This window comes from Pedomonas sp., from assembly GCF_036515995.1.
GTDB lineage: Bacteria > Pseudomonadota > Alphaproteobacteria > Sphingomonadales > Sphingomonadaceae > Pedomonas.
Genome location: NZ_DATBUP010000095.1, coordinates 1 through 16921, shown reverse-complemented (window position 1 = coordinate 16921; position 16921 = coordinate 1). Strand labels below are relative to the sequence as shown.

Here is a 16921-nt window from a genome sequence, read left to right as displayed (position 1 = left end):
CATGCGTAAAATCTTCGCAACCGCACCGCTGCTGAGCGTCGCGATCTTCCTTGGCGGCTGTACCCTCGCCCCGGACTACAAGCGCCCGGATCTGGCGGTTCCCGCTGCGCTCCCCGCCATGGGGGGCGCAGCCGCCGACGCCGGCGCCCAGGAGCGTTTGGTGGCCGACATCGGCTGGCAGGAGTTCTTCACGGACGAGCGCCTGCGCGGCGTCATCGAGTTGGCGCTCGCCAACAACCGCGATCTGCGCATCGCGGCGGCGAACGTCGAGCAGGCCCGCGCCATTTACCGCGTCGAGCGCTCGGCACTCCTGCCCTCCATCAGCGCCGACGGCACCATGACCGAGCAGCGCCCCGGCGGCACCGCCGCCCAGCTATACGGCAGCGGCACCATCGAGAACTGGTCGGCCAGCGTCGGCGCGGCGTGGGAGATCGACCTGTTCGGCCGCATCCAGAGCCTGTCCGAGGCCGCGCTCGAGCAGTTCTTCGCCACCGAGCAGAACCGCAACGCCGCCCGCATCAGCCTGATCGCGGAGACGGCCAATACCTGGCTCACCCTCTCGGCGGATCGCCAGCGCCTCGCCACGGCGGAGCGCACCATGCAGGCGTTCCGCCAGACCTACGATCTCATCAAGGCCCGGTTCGACAACGGCTCGGCCTCGGGGATCGACGTGCGGCAGGCCCAGACCAGCTACGAGTCCGCCCGGTCCGATGTCGCCAACCTGCGCACCCTCGTGCAGCAGGACCTGAACGCGCTCACGCTTCTGGTCGGCGCCACCGTGCCGGAGACCCTCCTGCCCGCGCAGGGCAACGAGGCTCCGTCCACCCTTGCCGCGCTTCCGGTCGGCGTCTCCTCGGAGGTGCTGCTGCAACGGCCGGACGTCCGCGCGGCCGAGCACGAGCTGATCTCCGCCAACGCCAACATTGGCGCGGCGCGGGCGGCCTTCTTCCCGAGCATCTCGCTCACCGGCATGTTCGGCACCATGAGCAGCTCGTTCTCCGGACTGTTCGACGCGGGCACCAGGACCTGGTCCTACACGCCGACGATCTCGCTGCCGATCTTCTCGGGCGGGCGCAATGTCGCCAACCTGCGCGCAACCGAGGCGGCGCGCGATGCCGCCGTCGCCAACTACGAGCGCACGGTGCAGACCGCCTTCCGCGAGGTCGCCGACGCGCTGGCTCGCCGCGCCACCATCGATGAACAGCTGGACGCCCAGCAGTCGCTGGAGAAGGCGGCGTCCGAACTGCTGCAGATGTCCGAGGCCCGGTATCGCCTCGGCGCTGACTCCTTCCTTGCAACGCTGGATGCCCAGCGCACGCATTTCGCGGCACAGCAGAGCCTGATTGCCACCCGCCTCGCGCGGGACGTCAATCTGGTTGACCTGTACCGCACCCTGGGTGGCGGCCTGAAATAATTCCCCCCCTGTTCTCAGGCCGCTTCTCTGGCCGCCGATGTCCCCCGCATCGGCGGCCTTTTTTTATCTGTTCTCCACCTCGCACCCACCTCGCCGGGGAGCCTGGCGCCCCCGCCTCCCTGGCGCGGAACATCCTTTGCTTGACAAAAACTCAAAACACCCGAGATTCAAGGCATGACTATTCGCTGTGCCACCTGTTTCCGGATTTGCCCCATCGCGGGATCGTAAGCCCCTGAGCTTGGCACGTGCGCCCCAAGCTCATGGGGCGTCAGGCTTTTCACAGCCGTAAGCATTCACACACCCGGCGCGTTCAGTTCAGTGTCAGCCACTCCGGCGGAACCGCGTCGTCATCCTCTCCGGATTCACCAGTCCCAATTCGTTCGCATTTGCAAGGATTCTGAACCATCATGGCCCAACCCCGCAAATCCTCCCGCAAGCCCAAGATCGTTCTCAGCGAGCTGGATTATGACCGCCTGACCGGCCTTGCCGAGGCGGTGGAAGACCGCTCGCCCGAGATTGCCGAGGAGCTTCAGGCCGAGATCGACCGCGCCAATGTGGTGCCCAACGGCAGCGTTCCGGCCAATGTGGTGCAGATGGGCTCGATCATCGAATACCAGTCCGACGGCGGCGAGACCAAGTCGGTCACGCTGGTGTTCCCGGGCGATGCGGACATCGCCAGTGGCCGCATTTCCATCCTGACGCCCATCGGCACCGCCCTCATCGGCCTGTCGCCGGGCCAGTCCATCACCTGGACCGCGCGGGACGGCAAGGAGCACCAGCTCACCGTCGTCTCGGTGAAGCAGCCGGAAGCACAGCCGGCACCGCAGGCCTGACGGGCGGAACGGGGGCGAGGCGAAGCTTGCCCCCACCCGGCCTGACCCAGCCGGCTTGACTTGGGCCATCGCCTGATGGAACACCTCCTGCATGGCAAAGCTCCGTCTCTTCACCATCATCGTCGCGCTGCTGCTTGCAGGCGGCGAGGTCGCCCGCTGGTGGGGAAATCCCCGTTTCCTGCCGCTGGCATTTGATGAACTGCTGGTCGGAGCCGCCATGCTGGCGGCCGCCCTGTCTGTCCGCCGCCACGGCCCCGCGCCGCTGGCCGCAGCCTGGGGCCTGTTCTGCGGCCTTGTTCTCTCCCTCCTGATGCCGACGCTGGATCACCTGCTGTTCGGCCCTGAGAAGCCAAGCGGCGCGGTGTTCTACAGCGTTACTCTGTCAGTGATGCTGGCTGTGGGGCTGCTGGCGCTGTGGGCCTCGCTGAAACCTGCCCTGAAATCCCACCCGGAATCCCGCCCGGAATCAGGGCGCGAACGGTGAACCGCCCGTCGCCGGGCAGGCGGTTGTAGCGCGCATCGCCCAGAATGACCTCCGTGCCGCCCGCGCCCTCTTTCACCTCCACGAACGGCAGGCGGGACCAGTAGAGGAAATCCGCCATCGGCTTGCTCTGCCGCGCCGCCAGCGCAACGGCCGGGTTGTCCATGTTGGTCGGCGTTAGGCCCGGCTCGGGCGTGAAGCGGGTGCGCGGCAGAAAGCGCAGGTCGCCAAAGCCGTAGGCCGTCCCCATGTCGAACACGATGCGCCCGCCTGAACGGATCCAGCGGCACCGGGCTTGCCACCACCCGCTGCGGCACCCCCAGCCCGCGCGCTTCAACGTCCCGCGTCACGAACCGCTCGGCCACGGCACTGCCCACGCCCATGGCCCCGGCATAGGCGGCCACCAGCACCAGCGCCGCCAGCGCCGGCCTGCCCACGGCCCCGGTGCGGCGGCTCCCGCCAGGCCGCTCCTTGCGGCGCGACCACCAGATACCCAGCGCCAGAGTCAGCCACACCCAGATGTCAATGATGAACAGCGCATCGCCGTAGAACCAGCGCTCGCTGAACGGCATCAGGCAGCGGATGCCGTAGGTGTTGAGGAAATCCAGCAGCGGGTGGGAGAGGATGCCGATATAAGCCAGCGCCAGCACCCAGCCGGGGCGCACGGGCAGGCGCGCCTCCGGCCGTTTGCCCCGCCTGCTCTGCCAGCGGTCGAACACCACCATCGCCGCCGTCAGCAGGAGCGGCAGCACCACCAGCGCGAGCGGCCCATGGGTCCAGCCCCGCCGCCACGCCAGGTTCTCGCCGATCAGCAGCCCGAAGGCGTCGATATCGGGCAGGTTGGCGGCGATCATCAGCGTCGCCATGCCGAGCCCGGTCTTGCGCTTCAGGCCCGCCTGCCCCAGCGCCGCGCCCACCAGCGTATGCGCAAGATTATCCACGTCCGCCCCCTGCCCTCAACACCGTCGGATCACACTTGCCCGGCGTCAGCCGCAGCGCGCCGCAACCACCTTGCCGGCCTCGTCCAGTTCCAGGTTGAGCCGGTCGATGCGGTAATCCATGGTCACTGCCATGCCCGGCTTGATGACGCGCAGCGTGCGCGCACCGCTCTGCTTCACCGCATCCACCGAGAGCGCCTCGGTGTGCGTCTGGCCCACAAGGGTCTGCACCGCCTCGGCATTGCACTGTTTCTGCTCGTCCGCCGCAGGCTCGACAGGCGCTTCTGCCGCCGACGGCGGCACCGGCGCGCCCGCGCCTTCGCCAGAGCTGGCCTCGGGCTGGGTTGCGCACGCACCCAGCAGCATCACCCCCGCCATCATTCCAAACCGCACGACAGACATAAATCCCTCCATTCAATTACGTGCCGACAATATAGCGTCATCCCTCATGACGCCACCTCAAGACGCCGTGTCACGAGGTCAGCACGCTGCGAATGGCAAAGCTTGAGTGGATGCGCGCCACCCCCGGCAGGCGCGAGAGAATGTCCTTGTGGATGGCCTCGTAGGCCACGTTGCCGGGGGCGACCACCCGCAGGATGTAATCCTCATTGCCGGTCATCAGGAAGCACTCCACGATCTCCGGATGCCGCCGCACCGCCGCCTCGAACCGATTGAGGTAATCCTCGGTCTGCTTGTCCAGCGTAATGCGCACGATCGCCGTCAGCGCGCCCGGCTCGTTGGCCACCGAAATCACAGCCCGGTAGCCCCGGATCACCCCGTTCTGCTCCAACAGCTTGACCCGCCGCAGGCACGCCGAGGCGGACAGCCCCACCTCCGCCGCCAGCTCATTGTTGGGGATACGGCCGTTCACCCGCAAAATGCCGATGATCTTCCGGTCGATGGCATCCAGTTCCATTGAATTGCGTTCCATCCATGTCGCATCGAATGCAACGAAATCGTCATCCAGCGCATTTTGTTGCGCCGATTGGCAATTTATTCAAACGATTTTCGATTACCCTGCGTGGTGTTCTGAGGATTTGAGTCACGGCAATGCAGAATTCATGGACGGGCGGCGCAGGGGCGCGACTGATCATCGATCTGAAGGCGCTGTGCGCCAATTATCGTGTCATCGCCCAGCAGGTCGCCCCGGCCCGCGCCGCCGCCGTCGTCAAGGCGGATGCCTATGGCCTCGGTGCTGATCGCGTCGCCCCGGCCCTTGCCATTGCTGGCTGCCGTGACTTCTTCGTTGCCCACCTCGGCGAGGCCGTCTCGCTGCGCCCGCATCTTCCGGCAGACGCCCGCCTCTTCATCCTGAACGGTGCCTATCCCGGTGCCGAGGAGACATGCCTTGAGACGGGGGCCATCCCCGTTCTCAACTCGCCCGAGCAGGTTCGCGCGTGGGTTGCTCTGGGCAAGTCCATGGGCCGGCCACTGGATGCCGCCGTGCAGGTGGACAGCGGCATGTCCCGCCTCGGCCTTGCGCCCGAGGACATGGACGCCCTCCTCGGCGAAATCGATTTCCAGCGGGACCTCAACCTCGTCCTCGTCATGAGCCACCTGGCCTGCGGGGATGAGCCGGACCACCCCGCCAATTCCCTCCAGCTCGCCCAGTTCGAGGCGCTGGCCAATCGCTTACCCCCCGCCCCCCGGTCGCTCGCCAATTCCGGCGGTAGTTTCCTCTCCCTCCCTGCCTTCCGTCAGGATCTGGTGCGACCGGGGGTGTCTCTTTACGGTGCAGCGCCCCACCCGGGCCTGCCCTCGCCGGTTGAGCCCGTCGTCCGTCTGGACGCCCGCATCATTCAGGTGCGCACCGTCCCCGCCGGGCGCGGCGTCGGCTACGGCCTCACCTATTCCTCCAACCTGCCCACCCGCATCGCCACCATCGGCGTCGGCTATGCGGACGGCTGGCTGCGCCACCTGAGCAATCGCGGCGCGGCCTACTTCGGCGACGTGCGCCTGCCCATCGCGGGCCGCGTCTCCATGGACAGCATCACGCTCGACATCACCGCCCTGCCCGAAGGCGCGCTGAAGGCGGGAGACGTCGTCGAGCTCATCGGCCCGCACCAGTCCGTCGAGGACGTGGCGCGGGACGCCCAGACCATCCCCTATGAAATCCTCACCAGCCTCGGGCACCGCTACGCCCGGGAATGGATCGGGGCATAGCCAGACCATCCCAGTGAAGGGCTAAACCCATGCATGTTGCAGTCCTCGGCAGTGGCGTCATCGGCGTGGCCTCCGCCTGGTATCTCATGAAGGCCGGGCACACCGTCACCGTCATCGACCGCCAGCCCGGTCCGGCCAACGAGACCAGCTTCGCCAACGCCGGTCAGATCTCCCCCGGCTACTCCTCGCCGTGGGCCGGGCCGGATGTGCCCTTGAAGGCCATCAAGTGGCTGATGATGGAGCACGCGCCCCTCATCATCCGCCCCAATGCGGACCCCGCCATGTACGCGTGGCTGTTCGCCATGCTGCGCAACTGCACATCAACCCGCTACGCCGTGAACAAGGCTCGCATGGTGCGCCTTGCCGAATACAGCCGCGATCTGCTCATGCAGCTTCGTCAGGACACCGGCATCGCCTATGACGAGCGTGCCCGCGGTACCTTGCAGCTCTTCCGCACCCAGGCCCAGCTTGACGGCATCGGCAAGGACATCGAAGTTCTCCGCGCCGGCGGCGTCCCGTTCGAGGTGCTGGACCGCGCCGGCTGCATCAAAGTCGAGCCCGGCCTTGCCCACTCCAGCGATCCCTTCGTCGGCGGCCTGCGCCTGCCCAATGACGAAACCGGGGATTGCTTCAAGTTCACCAACGCGCTGGCCAGGATGGCAGAGGCCGGCGGCGTCACCTTCCAGTACGACACCGACATCCTCAACATCCAGCTCGGCGGCGGGCGCATCACCAAGGTGCAGACGAGCAAAGGTGATGTGGTGGCGGACGCCTACGTCGTCGCGCTGGGCAGCTACACGCCCAGACTGGTCGCCCCCTTGGGCCTCAGCCTGCCGGTCTATCCGGTCAAGGGCTACTCCATCACCGTGCCCATCGTGAACCCGGACAAGGCCCCCCAGTCCACCCTGCTGGATGAGAGCTTCAAGATCGCCATCACCCGCCTGGGGGATCGCATCCGCGTCGGCGGCATGGCGGAGGTCTCCGGCTTCACCCATGACCTGCCCGAGCGCCGCCGCCGCACGCTGGAGATGTCGCTGACCGGCCTGTTCCCCGGCGCGGGCGATGTCGCCTCCGGCACCTACTGGTCTGGCCTGCGCCCCATGACGCCGGACAGCACGCCCGTCGTCGGCGCAACCCCCGTGCCCAACCTGTTCCTCAACACCGGCCACGGCACGCTGGGCTGGACCATGGCCTGCGGCTCCGGCCGCGTGCTGGCGGACGCCGTCTCCGGCACTCAGCCGGATATCGAGATCCGCGACCTCGGCATCGCGCGCTACGCCGCCTGATCTGCCCGGCCCCTCCTGACCGCCCTGGCGTCAGGAGGGGCTATTCCTCCGGGAGTTTCAGCGCTATCCGCTGCGAGAGGCGGGGCACCATCACCGACATGAACGCCCGCGTCGGCTGGTCCATCGGCACGTCGTCGCGCACCAGCAGGTGCAGGCCAACGCCAAGCTCCTCGTGAAGGGGCGTGACGCGGTGCAGGGCCGGATTTCCATCCGCAACGAACGTCCACAAGAAGGCCGCGCCCAGATCCTGCTCGACGGAGCGTCGCAGCGCCGGCCAGCTGTCCACGTACGCCGACACGCGCACGGTGCGGCAGAAAATATCGTCCCACTGTTTCATGGCCCTGACGCGCGAGGAGTTGGAGCAGCGCACCCATTCATAGTCCTGCGGCGGCAGGCCGCGCCCGCGCTCCTCCAGATAGGCCTCTGACGCATAGCCCGCCTGGCGCAGCGTCCCGATGCGCGTTCCGCGCAGGTGCCTTGGAATCTGGTCGACCAGACAGAAGCCGACCTCGCACTTGCGGGTGATGACGTCCTCTTCCGGATCGCTCGATGCGCTGATCCGGAGCTGCACATGGGGATGGGCTCGCGCGAATTCCGCCAGCTCCGGCATGAATTCGGACCCGAGTTCGGTGGCAACGGAAATTCGAAGCTCCGCCTGCTCCGTCTTCGCTTCACGCTCCAGCCCGGCTTCCAGCTCCGCCACCAGCGCCTCGATCCGGTCCGCAACGCCAAGCACCCGCCGCCCTGCCGCCGTCGGATGGTATCCGTCTTCCCCCTGCTCGAACAGCGGCACCCCCGCCTGATGCTCCAGCCGCTCCAGCCGCCGGCCCACGGTGGTCCGGTCGACACGCAGCCGCTTCGCTGCCGCGCTGTAATTGCCCGCACGCACCGCCGTCAGAAAGAAGCGCAGATTGTCCCAATCGATCATGCGGGAATATTTGCACGAGGTCTCCCGCATGTCGCGGGCAAATTTGCACACCGGAGTGTGCGCACTGCAATCTTGTCCGCAAGCCGTCCACACCGCACCCTATGGGAAAACAGACATAGCGGGAGAGGACCGATGACACCGACGCCAGATTACAAACTTGGCACATACGAATTTCCGCGCGGCTGGTTCATGATCGGCGATGCCGGAAAGCTCGGCAGCAAGGGGCCTGAAACTCTGCATTATTTTGGTCAGGAAATGGTGTTCTACCGCGGGGCGAGCGGCAAGCCGCACCTCGTTGAGGCCTACTGCCCGCACATGGGCGCTCACCTTGCCAAGAACACCACCTCCTATGTCGTGCGAGACGGCGAGCAGGTTCAGGGCGAGTCCATCCGCTGCCCGTTCCACGGCTGGCGCTTCGGCCCCGATGGCAAATGCGACGACATTCCCTATTCGCCGAACTTCATCCCCAAGGCCGCCTGCCTGAAAACCTTTCCCGTTGCCGAGCGCGCCGGGATCGTCTGGATGTGGCATGACCCCGAAGGGCAGCAGCCGGATCAGGATCTCCCCGCCTTCGCGCCCTGGGACAAGGAAAACGAAGGCTGGGTGCGCTGGCTGATCGACGACTACGGCACCTTGCCCGTGCACGCGGTCGAGATCGTCGACAACATGGCGGATTTCGGCCACATGGGGCCGATCCACGGCAGCCTCCACAATCAGTATTTCGACAATATCTTTGACGGTCACAAGGTGATTCAGCGCTTTGATGCGGGCCACCGCACGCTGGCATCGGACGCAAGCAGCACGCTGGCGCTCGACACCTGGTACGAAGGCCCGTCCATTCTCCAGTCGGATATGCGCGGTGCGTTTCCATCGCTCATGCTGCTCGCCCACACGCCTGTCGGCAAAGGCATGACACGCATCTGGCACGCCCTGATGGTCAAGATGCCGAGCCTTGAGGCCGCCCGGACCGATCTGGAGACGGCGCGCATGTATCAGCGCGCCAGCCGCGACGCCGTTGCCCAGGACGTGGAAATCTGGGCCAACAAGGCCCCGTCCGTCAATCCGATGCAGATCCCGGCGGACGGTCCCTACGGCAAGGTCCGGCTGTGGTACAGCCAGTTCTACAACCCGCGCGACAAGGCCGCTGCAATCCAGAAGCGTGTACAGGGCCAGGTGGTGACCTTCGGGGAACCGCGGCCGGTGGAAGACGCCGCATGACCAGCGCAGACGGCCAGCCGGCCATCGAGCTTTATGGCATGGCAAGCCCGAATGTTCGCAAGATCACGATCATGCTGGCGGAGATCGGCCAGGCCTACACCTTTCGCCACGTCGACGTATTCCGCGGCGGGCAGTTCGAGCCAGACTTCGAGAAGCTGAACCCGAACCGCAAGGTGCCCGTGCTGGTCGATCGCCGCGCAAGCAGTGACGCGCCTGTCGTCATCTTCGAATCTGCTGCGATCCTGATCTACCTGGCCGAGCAGTTCCGGGCCTTGCTGCCCGGAGCCGAGCCTGCGCGATCAGGGGTGATCCAGTGGCTCATGATACAGGCCTGCAACATGGGACCGATGCTCGGGCAACTCAACCACTTTACGTTTGCAGCCCGGGACATTGACTACGCCTACGACCGCTATCGGCGGGAAGCGGAGCGCCTTTATCGCCTGCTCGATCAGCGTCTGGAACAGTCCGCCTATCTCGGCGGCGAGGCTTACTCGATCGCGGACATCGCCACCTATCCGTGGGCGCTGTATCTGGAACGGCACGGGTTTGAGGCGAGCCGGTTTCCTCGCCTCGATGCCTGGCGGCAACGCGTCGGTGCGCGGCCTGCCGTCATTGAAGGGATGCAGGCCGTGGAACAGGCGGAGGCGGCAGACGCGCTCGCCTTCGAGGCGGCCACACCCGAGGATCGGGACCGCTTTTTTGGCAGGCGGTAGCCAGACCACAACCGGCAGAAACGCCGCAAGAACCGGGGCCTCCCGGACCCGATCCTGTCGGATCAGCGAGGCCCCCATCTTACTGTTCGCCGGTCAGGGCCGGACTTACTGAGCGCCCGCCTCTGCCGCCGGGTGGAATTCGGCGTCGAACACCACCGTCACCTCATCGCCGATCGGGCCTTTTTCCATGCCGAAGTCGGAGCGGTTGAACTTGCCTTCCGCGCGGAAGCCGATCACCGGCGTGCCGAACATCGGGTGGCTGGCGGACTGGCCGACAACGCTCACGTTCATCGTCACCGGCTTGGTCTGGCCAAGGAAATTCAGGTCGCCCGTCACCTTGGCCAGGTTCGGCCCGGCCCGCTCGATGTGCGTGGAGGTGAACGTGATCAGCGGGAATTTCGCGCCGTTCAGGAACTTGTCGCTCAGCGCCAGGTCATCGTCCCAGGTCTTGTAGGGCGAGCCTTTGTGGGTGCCCGCATAATCGCCCGGAAAATCCGTGCGCACCGAGCGCGGATCGATGCTTAGCACGATCCTGGATTTCTCCATCCCCTCCGGGGCGATCGTGACGGTTGTGTCATAGTTCGTGAACTTTGCGGTGTAGTTGGACAGGCCCAGGTGCGAGACCGACCATTGCAGCAGCGCGTGGTTCGGATCCAGCTTGTAGACGCCTGCCGGCACTTCCAGGTTCACCTGTCCGGTCTGGGCCTGCGTCACCTCGCCAACCGCAGCGGTCGTCCCGGCGGTATCGTTTGCGGCCGGAGCCCCGTTGTCGTTGGCCCGCTCTCCGCAGGCCGTCAGCAGCAAACATGCGCCGCCGATCAGAAACAGTCTTGCAGCCATTGGTTCCCCCTTCTGCTGTGCTCGCATACCGAACCGGACTTGCGCGAACCCGGCTCCCCCCTGATTTATCGGGGGTAAACTGCTGCCACTCAAGGCCCGACGTGTTATGGGTGCTTCGCAAGAAGAACATGCGGGAGATTTGTCATGACAACGGCTGGTAGCACTCTTCAATCCCGGAAGGTCGGCCCGCTCGAAGTCTCGGCCATCGGCCTTGGCTGCATGAATCTCAACCATGCCTACGGCGTCCCGCCCACGCCCGAGGAAGGCGCTGCCCTGCTGAACCGGGCGCTTGATCTGGGCGTCACCTTCTTCGATACCGCCGCCATCTACGGCGATGGCGAGAACGAGAAGCTGCTCGGCTCGGCCATCATGCACCGGCGGCAGGAGTTCGTGCTGGCCAGCAAGTGCGTGCTGGGCATCGTCGAGGGCAAGCGCGTGGTCGATGGCCGCCCCGAAACCATCCGCCGCACGCTCGATGAGGCGCTCCAGCGCCTGCGCACGGACTATATCGACCTCTATTACCTGCACCGGCTGGACCGCAACGTGCCGGTCGAGGACTCCGTGGGCGAGCTCTCCCGGGCAGTCGAAGCGGGCAAGATCCGGCACATCGGCCTCAGCGAGATGTCCGCCGCCACCATCCGCCGCGCCCACGCGGTGCATCCCATCGCCGCCATCCAGACCGAATACTCGCCCTGGGTGCGCAACCCGGAAGTCGCCGTGCTGGACGCCTGCGAGGCGCTGGACATCGGCTTCGTCGCCTTCTCGCCCGTGGCCCGGGGCTTCCTGGCCGGCGCGGTCAAGACGGCGGACTATGTGCCGGGCGATATCCGCGCCGTCATGCCCCGGTTCCTCGAGCCGAACCTGTCGCACAACCTGAAGCTCTACGAGCAGTTCGGCGACATCGCGGACGATATCGGCTGCACCCCGGCCCAGCTGGCGCTGGCATGGGTGCTGGCGCGCGGCCCGAACATCGTGCCCATTCCCGGCACCCGCAGCATCGCCCACTTGGAGGAGGATCTCGGCGCGCTGGATGTCACTCTGACGCCCGAGACCATCGACGCCATCGACGACATCTTCCAGCCGGGCGCGGTGCATGGCGGCCGCTATTCCGCCGCCATGCAGGCCATGGTCGACACTGAATTGCTGCCGGAGGAACAGGAAGACGTCTCCGCCTGAACCCGGCCCCAAACCCGAGACCCGGGCCGGTCTGCGTCAAAGCGGCACGAGCCTTGTCGGTTCTTGCCGTAAATCATTTGTTGGTACATAGGGTGTAGATTGCATCTAATGCGATTCTGCATCCTATGGAGCCCCCTGCGATGAAGAACTCAATCCGCCTTCTGGTCGGCACAGCCCTGGCCGGAGCGGTTATGCATGGCGCGGCGGTCGCCGGTCCCGTTGAAGCGCTGGAAGCCATGCGCGAATACAACCTGATTGTATTCGACAGCTTCAAGCTCAATCAGGACATTCAGGGCAGCGTCTACGTTGACGGCAACCTGAGCAACGGCAACATGGTGGGCTCCAACTATACCCGCTACTCCGGGGGCTCGGGCCTCACCGTCACCGGCAACGTCACCGGTCAGAACATCAAGGTCAAGAACAGCGACCTGCGCGTCGGCGGCAATGTCACCGGCTCCGTCGAAATTCAGGACAGCGGCAGCGCCTACATCGGCGGCAAGTCCAACGGCTCTGTCCGGCTGACCGGCAACACGCAGGGCCGCACGGTCCAGACCAATGCAGCGGGCGCCGTCGACGTGCTCGACCGCGCGGACTTCTTCGGCCTGTCCACCAACCTTGCGGGCCGCGCCGCCGAGTCCAGCTACGGCCGGGCCGACATCCGCGATCGAAACAACTTCCGCATCAATATTGCTGATCAGAACAATGACGGCGTCGCCGTCGTCAACCTCGCCTCAGACTTCTTCGGCAACGTCGCCAGCTACGGCTTCTATGGCGATGCCCTCACCAGCCTTGATACGATCATCGTCAATGTGGCTGGCACCAACATCAACATCGACGCTAACTGGCAGACTGGCGGCATCGGCAGCAACCTGTTCGCCAGCCAGCACATCATCTGGAACTTCTTCGAAGCGGAAACCGTCCGCCTCGGCCGCCAGATCTTCGGCTCCGTCCTCGCGCCGAACGCCGTCGTCTCCAACTTCACGCCCATCGACGGCAGCGTGGTGGCAGGCAGCTTCACCCAGAACGGCCAGGTTCACCTGCCGGGCTATGCCGGCAACAAGCTGACCTTCGCGCCGCCGCCGCCCCCGCTGACCGAAATTCCCGAACCGGCCATGATCGGCCTGCTAGGCCTCGGCGTCCTCGGCATTGCCGGCCTGCGCCGCCGTCCGGCCGCGCGTCCCGCCGCCTGATCCGCAACAGGCAGGCGCAGGCAGGTTCGCCCCGCCTGCGCCTGCCTGTCTGCATGCTCTCTGTCCTCAGGCTATCTGGCCTCAAACCCCCGTGCCGCCACATCCGGCCAGCACGCGGGGCCTGCGCAGCGGATCGTTCATCCGCGCGTACAGCGCCTCGACCGCCCCGCCCATGAACAGCTGCTTGCGGCGCTGGCCGAGGTCCCTGAACACCGCCTCGTAGTGAGCGGCCGGATCGTTCATTCCCTCGAAGTGCGGAAAGTCGGAGGAGAACACCAGCATGTCCTCCGGCAGGCGACGCATGATATCCTCGATCGGCGAGTCATTGCCGCCCGTCAGCGGCGTTGCCCGTATGTTGCGCACAAGATACTCGCTCGGCTTCAGCGGATATTTCCACTGGCCGACGAACAGTTGCGCCGTCGGCGAGATGCGATCATCAATGTCGTGCATGAAGAACGGCAGCCAGCCGACACCCAGTTCCGCCAGCATCAGCGTCAGCGTCGGGTGCCGCTCGAACAGCCCGCTCAGGATCATCGCGTTGATCACCAGCATGGGCGTCACATGGCGGAAGCTGCCGCCGAACTGGCGCAGCAGCGTGGCGTCCGCCTCCATGTTGGCCCAGCCCGGATCGAACGTCATCCGCTCGAAGCCGGTGTGCAGCATGGCCACCATGCCGTTGTCCGTCACCGCCTGCCAGAATTTGTCCCATGACGGGTGCACGATGGAGACGCCGTTCACCGGCGCGCCCGGCACCAGCACGATGCGGCTGCCGCGCCCGCGCATCCGCGCCATCTCCGCAATCGCCCAGTCCAGATCGGAATAATCCAGCGCCGTCACCGGCAGCAGCCGCCCGTTGCCCTCGGCGCAGGTGTCCGCCAGCCAATCGTTGGCCGCCCGCACGGTCTCGCGCCGCAGCCCCGCGTCCTCGATGAAGGCCAGATACGTCACGCCGGAGAGGCAGATCACGTTCTGGATGTCGATGCCCTGCGTGTCCATCCACTTCAGGCGGGCCTTGGCGTTGGCCACCTCCATCTGGTTCTTGCCCTCGAACTCGGCGCGGCGGTTCTTTTCCTCCGCCTTCTCCTGCGCGAACAGCGTCAGGAGGCCCGGCGGCATCAGCTCCGCCATCGAGGGGCGCCGTGCCTCGGGCATGGAGGCGAGCAGGTCGCCGCACAGCACCTTCACCGCCAGCGCGCCGCCGTCCAGCTCGGGCAGGCGGCGGGCAAGGTCGGGGTAAGACGCCAGCCAGTCCGCGCCCGGCTCGAAATGCGCATCAACGTCGATCACAAGGCTCATACCCGCTCCTTCCCTTCGCTCATGCCTGTTGCCGGTCGGCAGATAGCAGGCTCGCACGCCGGCGACACCGTTCTTGCCCTGCCGGCCAACGCTTCTTTTCTTAAGTAAACACTTATTTATGATCCTGCGCACCCGGCGAGACGGGGGGTGGCCGCATCTGCCGCCTTCAGGCAATTTATCGCCCGCATCCGTCCGCTTGGCGGATCGATGGACCAAAAGGCCGCGCTTGCCGTTCTTTACGGCATGATCTGTCGCTGTTTCCCGATCCGGCCGTCCGCCGACCTGTGCCGACGCGCCGCCACCGCTGCGCTGTTGCTCTTCATCCTGCTGCTGTGGGCACCCTTCAGCCCGGCATCGGCCCAGTCCCTTACACCGGAGGCCCCCGCGGCGGAGGAGGCACCCGCTCCGGCTGACCCCTACGGCCGCGGCACGCCCGAGGGCACGGTCGGCGGCTTCGTTGCCGCCATTGCCGCGGCGGACCACGCCCGTGCCAGCCTCTATCTCAACCTTGAGAACATTCCCAAGGCGCGGCGCGAGGCCCGTGGCAAGGAGCTCGCCGAGCAACTTCAAAGCCTGCTCGACCGAGGCGGCACCTTCCTGCCCCGTACCGCTATCAGCGGCAAGCCCGAGGGCCATCTGGACGACGGCCTCGAGCCGCTCATCGAGCGTGTGGGCACCATTCGCAGCGATGACGAGAAGGTGGATATCCTTCTGGAATCCGTCCCGAGCGAAACCGGCCCCATCTGGCTCATCTCACGCGAAACCCTGAAGTCCGTACCCAGCCTCTACACCAAGGGAGAAGAGCAGACCACCACGCTTGAGCGCGTCATGCCCAAGCCGTTCCTCGAGGAAACGGCGTTCGGCGCACCCATCGGCCACTGGCTGGCGTTGATCGCCCTTGCAGTCGTCTGCTACTTCGCCTCGTGGCTGCTGATCGCGCTCATCCTGCGCATTGACACGTGGTGGTATCGCTTCCGCCACCGTGAAGCGCGCTCGGTGTTCGCCGCCATCGCTCAGCCGCTGCGCCTGTGGCTCGCCGCCATTGCCGTCACCGTCATCGCCCCGCGTCTTGGCCTCTCCATCGTGGCGCGCGAACTCTTCGCCCGCGCTGTCGAGGTGGTGGCGTGGTTCGCCCTTGCCTGGCTGGCGTGGCGCGTCATCGACGCCGTGGGCGGCGTCATCATCCGCCGTCTCCAGGGCCACGGCTCCGGGCAATTCGCTCAGCTGGCCACCTTCCTGCGCCGTCTGGTCAAGGGCCTGGTCATCATCATCGGCATCCTCGCCATCTTTGACACCCTCGGCTACGACATGACCGCCGGTATCGCCGCCCTCGGCGTTGGCGGTCTTGCGCTGGCGCTCGGCGCGCAGAAGCTCATCGAGAATCTGGTCGCCAGCGTCACCATTCTGGCCGACCAGCCCGTGCGCGTCGGCGAGTTCTGCACGATCGGAACCACCACCGGAACCGTCGAGGAGCTGGGCATCCGCTCCACCCGCATCCGCACGCTCGACCAGACCCTCGTCGTCATCCCGAACAGCGAATTCGCCTCCAAGCCGATCGAGAACTACAGCCGCCGCGGCCAGTTCTGGTTCCACCCGATGCTCAACCTGCATCAAACCACGCCGCCGGACCAGCTGGCCGATTTCATGGAGCGACTGCGCGCCCTGCTCGCGGAGGACGACCGTTTCATCGGCCCGCCCCGCGTCCGCCTGCTGGGCGTTGGCGATGATCGCTTGCCCATCGAGGTGTTCGCCTACGTTCGCGCCGCTGATTTCGACGGCTTCCTGCTGGTTCAGGAAGAAGTGACCCTGCGCATGCTGGCCCTCGTGGCCGAGATGGAGCTCACCCTTGCCCCGCCCACCAAGGCCACCACGGCAGCCACGTCCGTGTTCCTTGCAAGCGGCTCCCTGCCGCAGACCGGCATCGCGCCGCTTGACGCAGCTCAGCCCGGCCCAGCCCAGCCCAGCACAGCTCAGCCCGGGCCAGCACAGGCCGGCCCGGCTCAGCCCGGCGCCAGCCCGCAACAGGGCGCGGCCCAGCCCGGCCTGCAAACGGGCACGCCCCAGCCGGGCACCACGCCGAACGCCCCCGGCAACCAGAGCTGAGGCCCGGCCCCGGTAAACGCGCACGCCGGCAATCCGCCCGAGTGCCGGCGCCGCGCACCCGGCCAGCGCAATCAGCACCAGCCCAAGAACCAACACGAACACCGGCCCCGTCACCATAAACCCCTCCCCCGTTGGCGGCACTGTCACCGCTCCTTATTGGGTGGCAGGTTTATAGCAATAATATCACCACGTCAATAGGTATTTGCCTATTTCGGTGCGGCGGGAACGCGCCACCTGTTAACGCCTTGTTCGCGCCCCCCCTCAACCTGCGCCGCCTTCTAATTTTAGAATGATTTTGAGGAAAACGCGCGACCCGTTTCAACGAAGGGCGATCGCAAGGGG

16 protein-coding genes are annotated in these 16921 nt (G+C 66.1%); 10 read left to right on the top strand and 6 right to left on the bottom strand.

All coding sequences use genetic code 11. The annotated features are described in order from the left end of the window. The first annotated feature begins 1 nt into the window (after nt 1). The 3 genes from VIG90_RS07450 (at nt 2) to VIG90_RS07440 (ending at nt 2731) form a co-directional block, all read left to right on the top strand. Entirely contained in the window at nt 2-1414 is a 1413-nt protein-coding gene (locus VIG90_RS07450; RefSeq protein ID WP_331592863.1) for an efflux transporter outer membrane subunit, read from the top strand. A 407-nt stretch (nt 1415-1821) separates the two neighbouring features. Further along, nucleotides 1822-2247, top strand: coding sequence for a nucleoside diphosphate kinase regulator (gene rnk / locus VIG90_RS07445; protein WP_331592862.1), 426 nt, complete (start codon nt 1822-1824; stop codon nt 2245-2247). Between the two features lie 91 nt (nt 2248-2338). Further along, nucleotides 2339-2731 carry a hypothetical protein gene (locus tag VIG90_RS07440; RefSeq protein WP_331592861.1) on the top strand — a complete coding sequence of 131 codons (393 nt, stop codon included), beginning with the start codon at nt 2339-2341 and terminating at the stop codon, nt 2729-2731. On the opposite strand, the gene VIG90_RS07435 is transcribed toward VIG90_RS07440, so the two are convergent. From VIG90_RS07435 to VIG90_RS07425, 3 genes are all read right to left on the bottom strand, one after another. Then, entirely contained in the window at nt 2614-3669 is a 1056-nt protein-coding gene (locus VIG90_RS07435) for a metal-dependent hydrolase (RefSeq protein WP_331592860.1), read from the bottom strand. The two genes, VIG90_RS07440 and VIG90_RS07435, sit on opposite strands and share 118 nt — an antisense overlap. Before the next feature lie 45 nt (nt 3670-3714). After that, entirely contained in the window at nt 3715-4068 is a 354-nt protein-coding gene (locus VIG90_RS07430) for an I78 family peptidase inhibitor (RefSeq protein WP_331592859.1), read from the bottom strand. A gap of 70 nt (nt 4069-4138) precedes the next feature. Further along, a complete protein-coding gene (locus VIG90_RS07425; RefSeq protein ID WP_331592858.1) occupies nt 4139-4597 on the bottom strand; it encodes an Lrp/AsnC family transcriptional regulator in 459 nt (152 codons plus the stop codon). A 119-nt stretch (nt 4598-4716) separates the two neighbouring features. On the opposite strand from VIG90_RS07425, the gene alr reads away from it, so the two are divergent. Beyond that, nucleotides 4717-5829, top strand: coding sequence for an alanine racemase (gene alr / locus VIG90_RS07420; protein WP_331592857.1), 1113 nt, complete (start codon nt 4717-4719; stop codon nt 5827-5829). A 29-nt stretch (nt 5830-5858) separates the two neighbouring features. Then, on the top strand, nt 5859-7115 hold the full coding sequence (locus VIG90_RS07415; protein ID WP_331592856.1) for a D-amino acid dehydrogenase: 1257 nt from the start codon (nt 5859-5861) through the stop codon (nt 7113-7115). A 40-nt stretch (nt 7116-7155) separates the two neighbouring features. Here VIG90_RS07415 and VIG90_RS07410 read toward each other — a convergent pair whose 3' ends face one another. After that, nucleotides 7156-8043: a LysR family transcriptional regulator gene (locus tag VIG90_RS07410; RefSeq protein WP_331592855.1), complete on the bottom strand. Its 888-nt coding sequence runs from the start codon at nt 8041-8043 to the stop codon at nt 7156-7158. Between the two features lie 132 nt (nt 8044-8175). Between VIG90_RS07410 and VIG90_RS07405 the strand changes: the two genes are divergently transcribed. Continuing rightward, nucleotides 8176-9261 (top strand): Rieske 2Fe-2S domain-containing protein, encoded by a 1086-nt coding sequence (locus VIG90_RS07405; protein WP_331592854.1) that lies wholly within the window; start codon nt 8176-8178, stop codon nt 9259-9261. Next, nucleotides 9258-9974: a glutathione S-transferase family protein gene (locus tag VIG90_RS07400; RefSeq protein ID WP_331592853.1), complete on the top strand. Its 717-nt coding sequence runs from the start codon at nt 9258-9260 to the stop codon at nt 9972-9974. The genes VIG90_RS07405 and VIG90_RS07400 overlap by 4 nt, the downstream gene beginning before the upstream one ends. 105 nt (nt 9975-10079) lie before the next feature. On the opposite strand, the gene VIG90_RS07395 is transcribed toward VIG90_RS07400, so the two are convergent. Continuing rightward, complete coding sequence (locus tag VIG90_RS07395; protein ID WP_331592852.1) at nt 10080-10814, bottom strand: YceI family protein; 735 nt, start codon at nt 10812-10814, stop codon at nt 10080-10082. Between the two features lie 144 nt (nt 10815-10958). Between VIG90_RS07395 and VIG90_RS07390 the strand changes: the two genes are divergently transcribed. Beyond that, entirely contained in the window at nt 10959-11990 is a 1032-nt protein-coding gene (locus VIG90_RS07390; protein WP_331592851.1) for an aldo/keto reductase, read from the top strand. Nucleotides 11991-12130: 140 nt separating this feature from the next. Next, complete coding sequence (locus VIG90_RS07385) at nt 12131-13180, top strand: collagen-binding domain-containing protein (RefSeq protein ID WP_331592850.1); 1050 nt, start codon at nt 12131-12133, stop codon at nt 13178-13180. Between the two features lie 81 nt (nt 13181-13261). On the opposite strand, the gene VIG90_RS07380 is transcribed toward VIG90_RS07385, so the two are convergent. Further along, nucleotides 13262-14476, bottom strand: a complete 1215-nt coding sequence (locus VIG90_RS07380) for an amidohydrolase family protein (protein WP_331592849.1) — start codon at nt 14474-14476, stop codon at nt 13262-13264. Between the two features lie 147 nt (nt 14477-14623). On the opposite strand from VIG90_RS07380, the gene VIG90_RS07375 reads away from it, so the two are divergent. Continuing rightward, nucleotides 14624-16579 carry a mechanosensitive ion channel family protein gene (locus VIG90_RS07375; protein ID WP_331592848.1) on the top strand — a complete coding sequence of 652 codons (1956 nt, stop codon included), beginning with the start codon at nt 14624-14626 and terminating at the stop codon, nt 16577-16579. Nucleotides 16580-16921 lie beyond the last annotated feature (342 nt).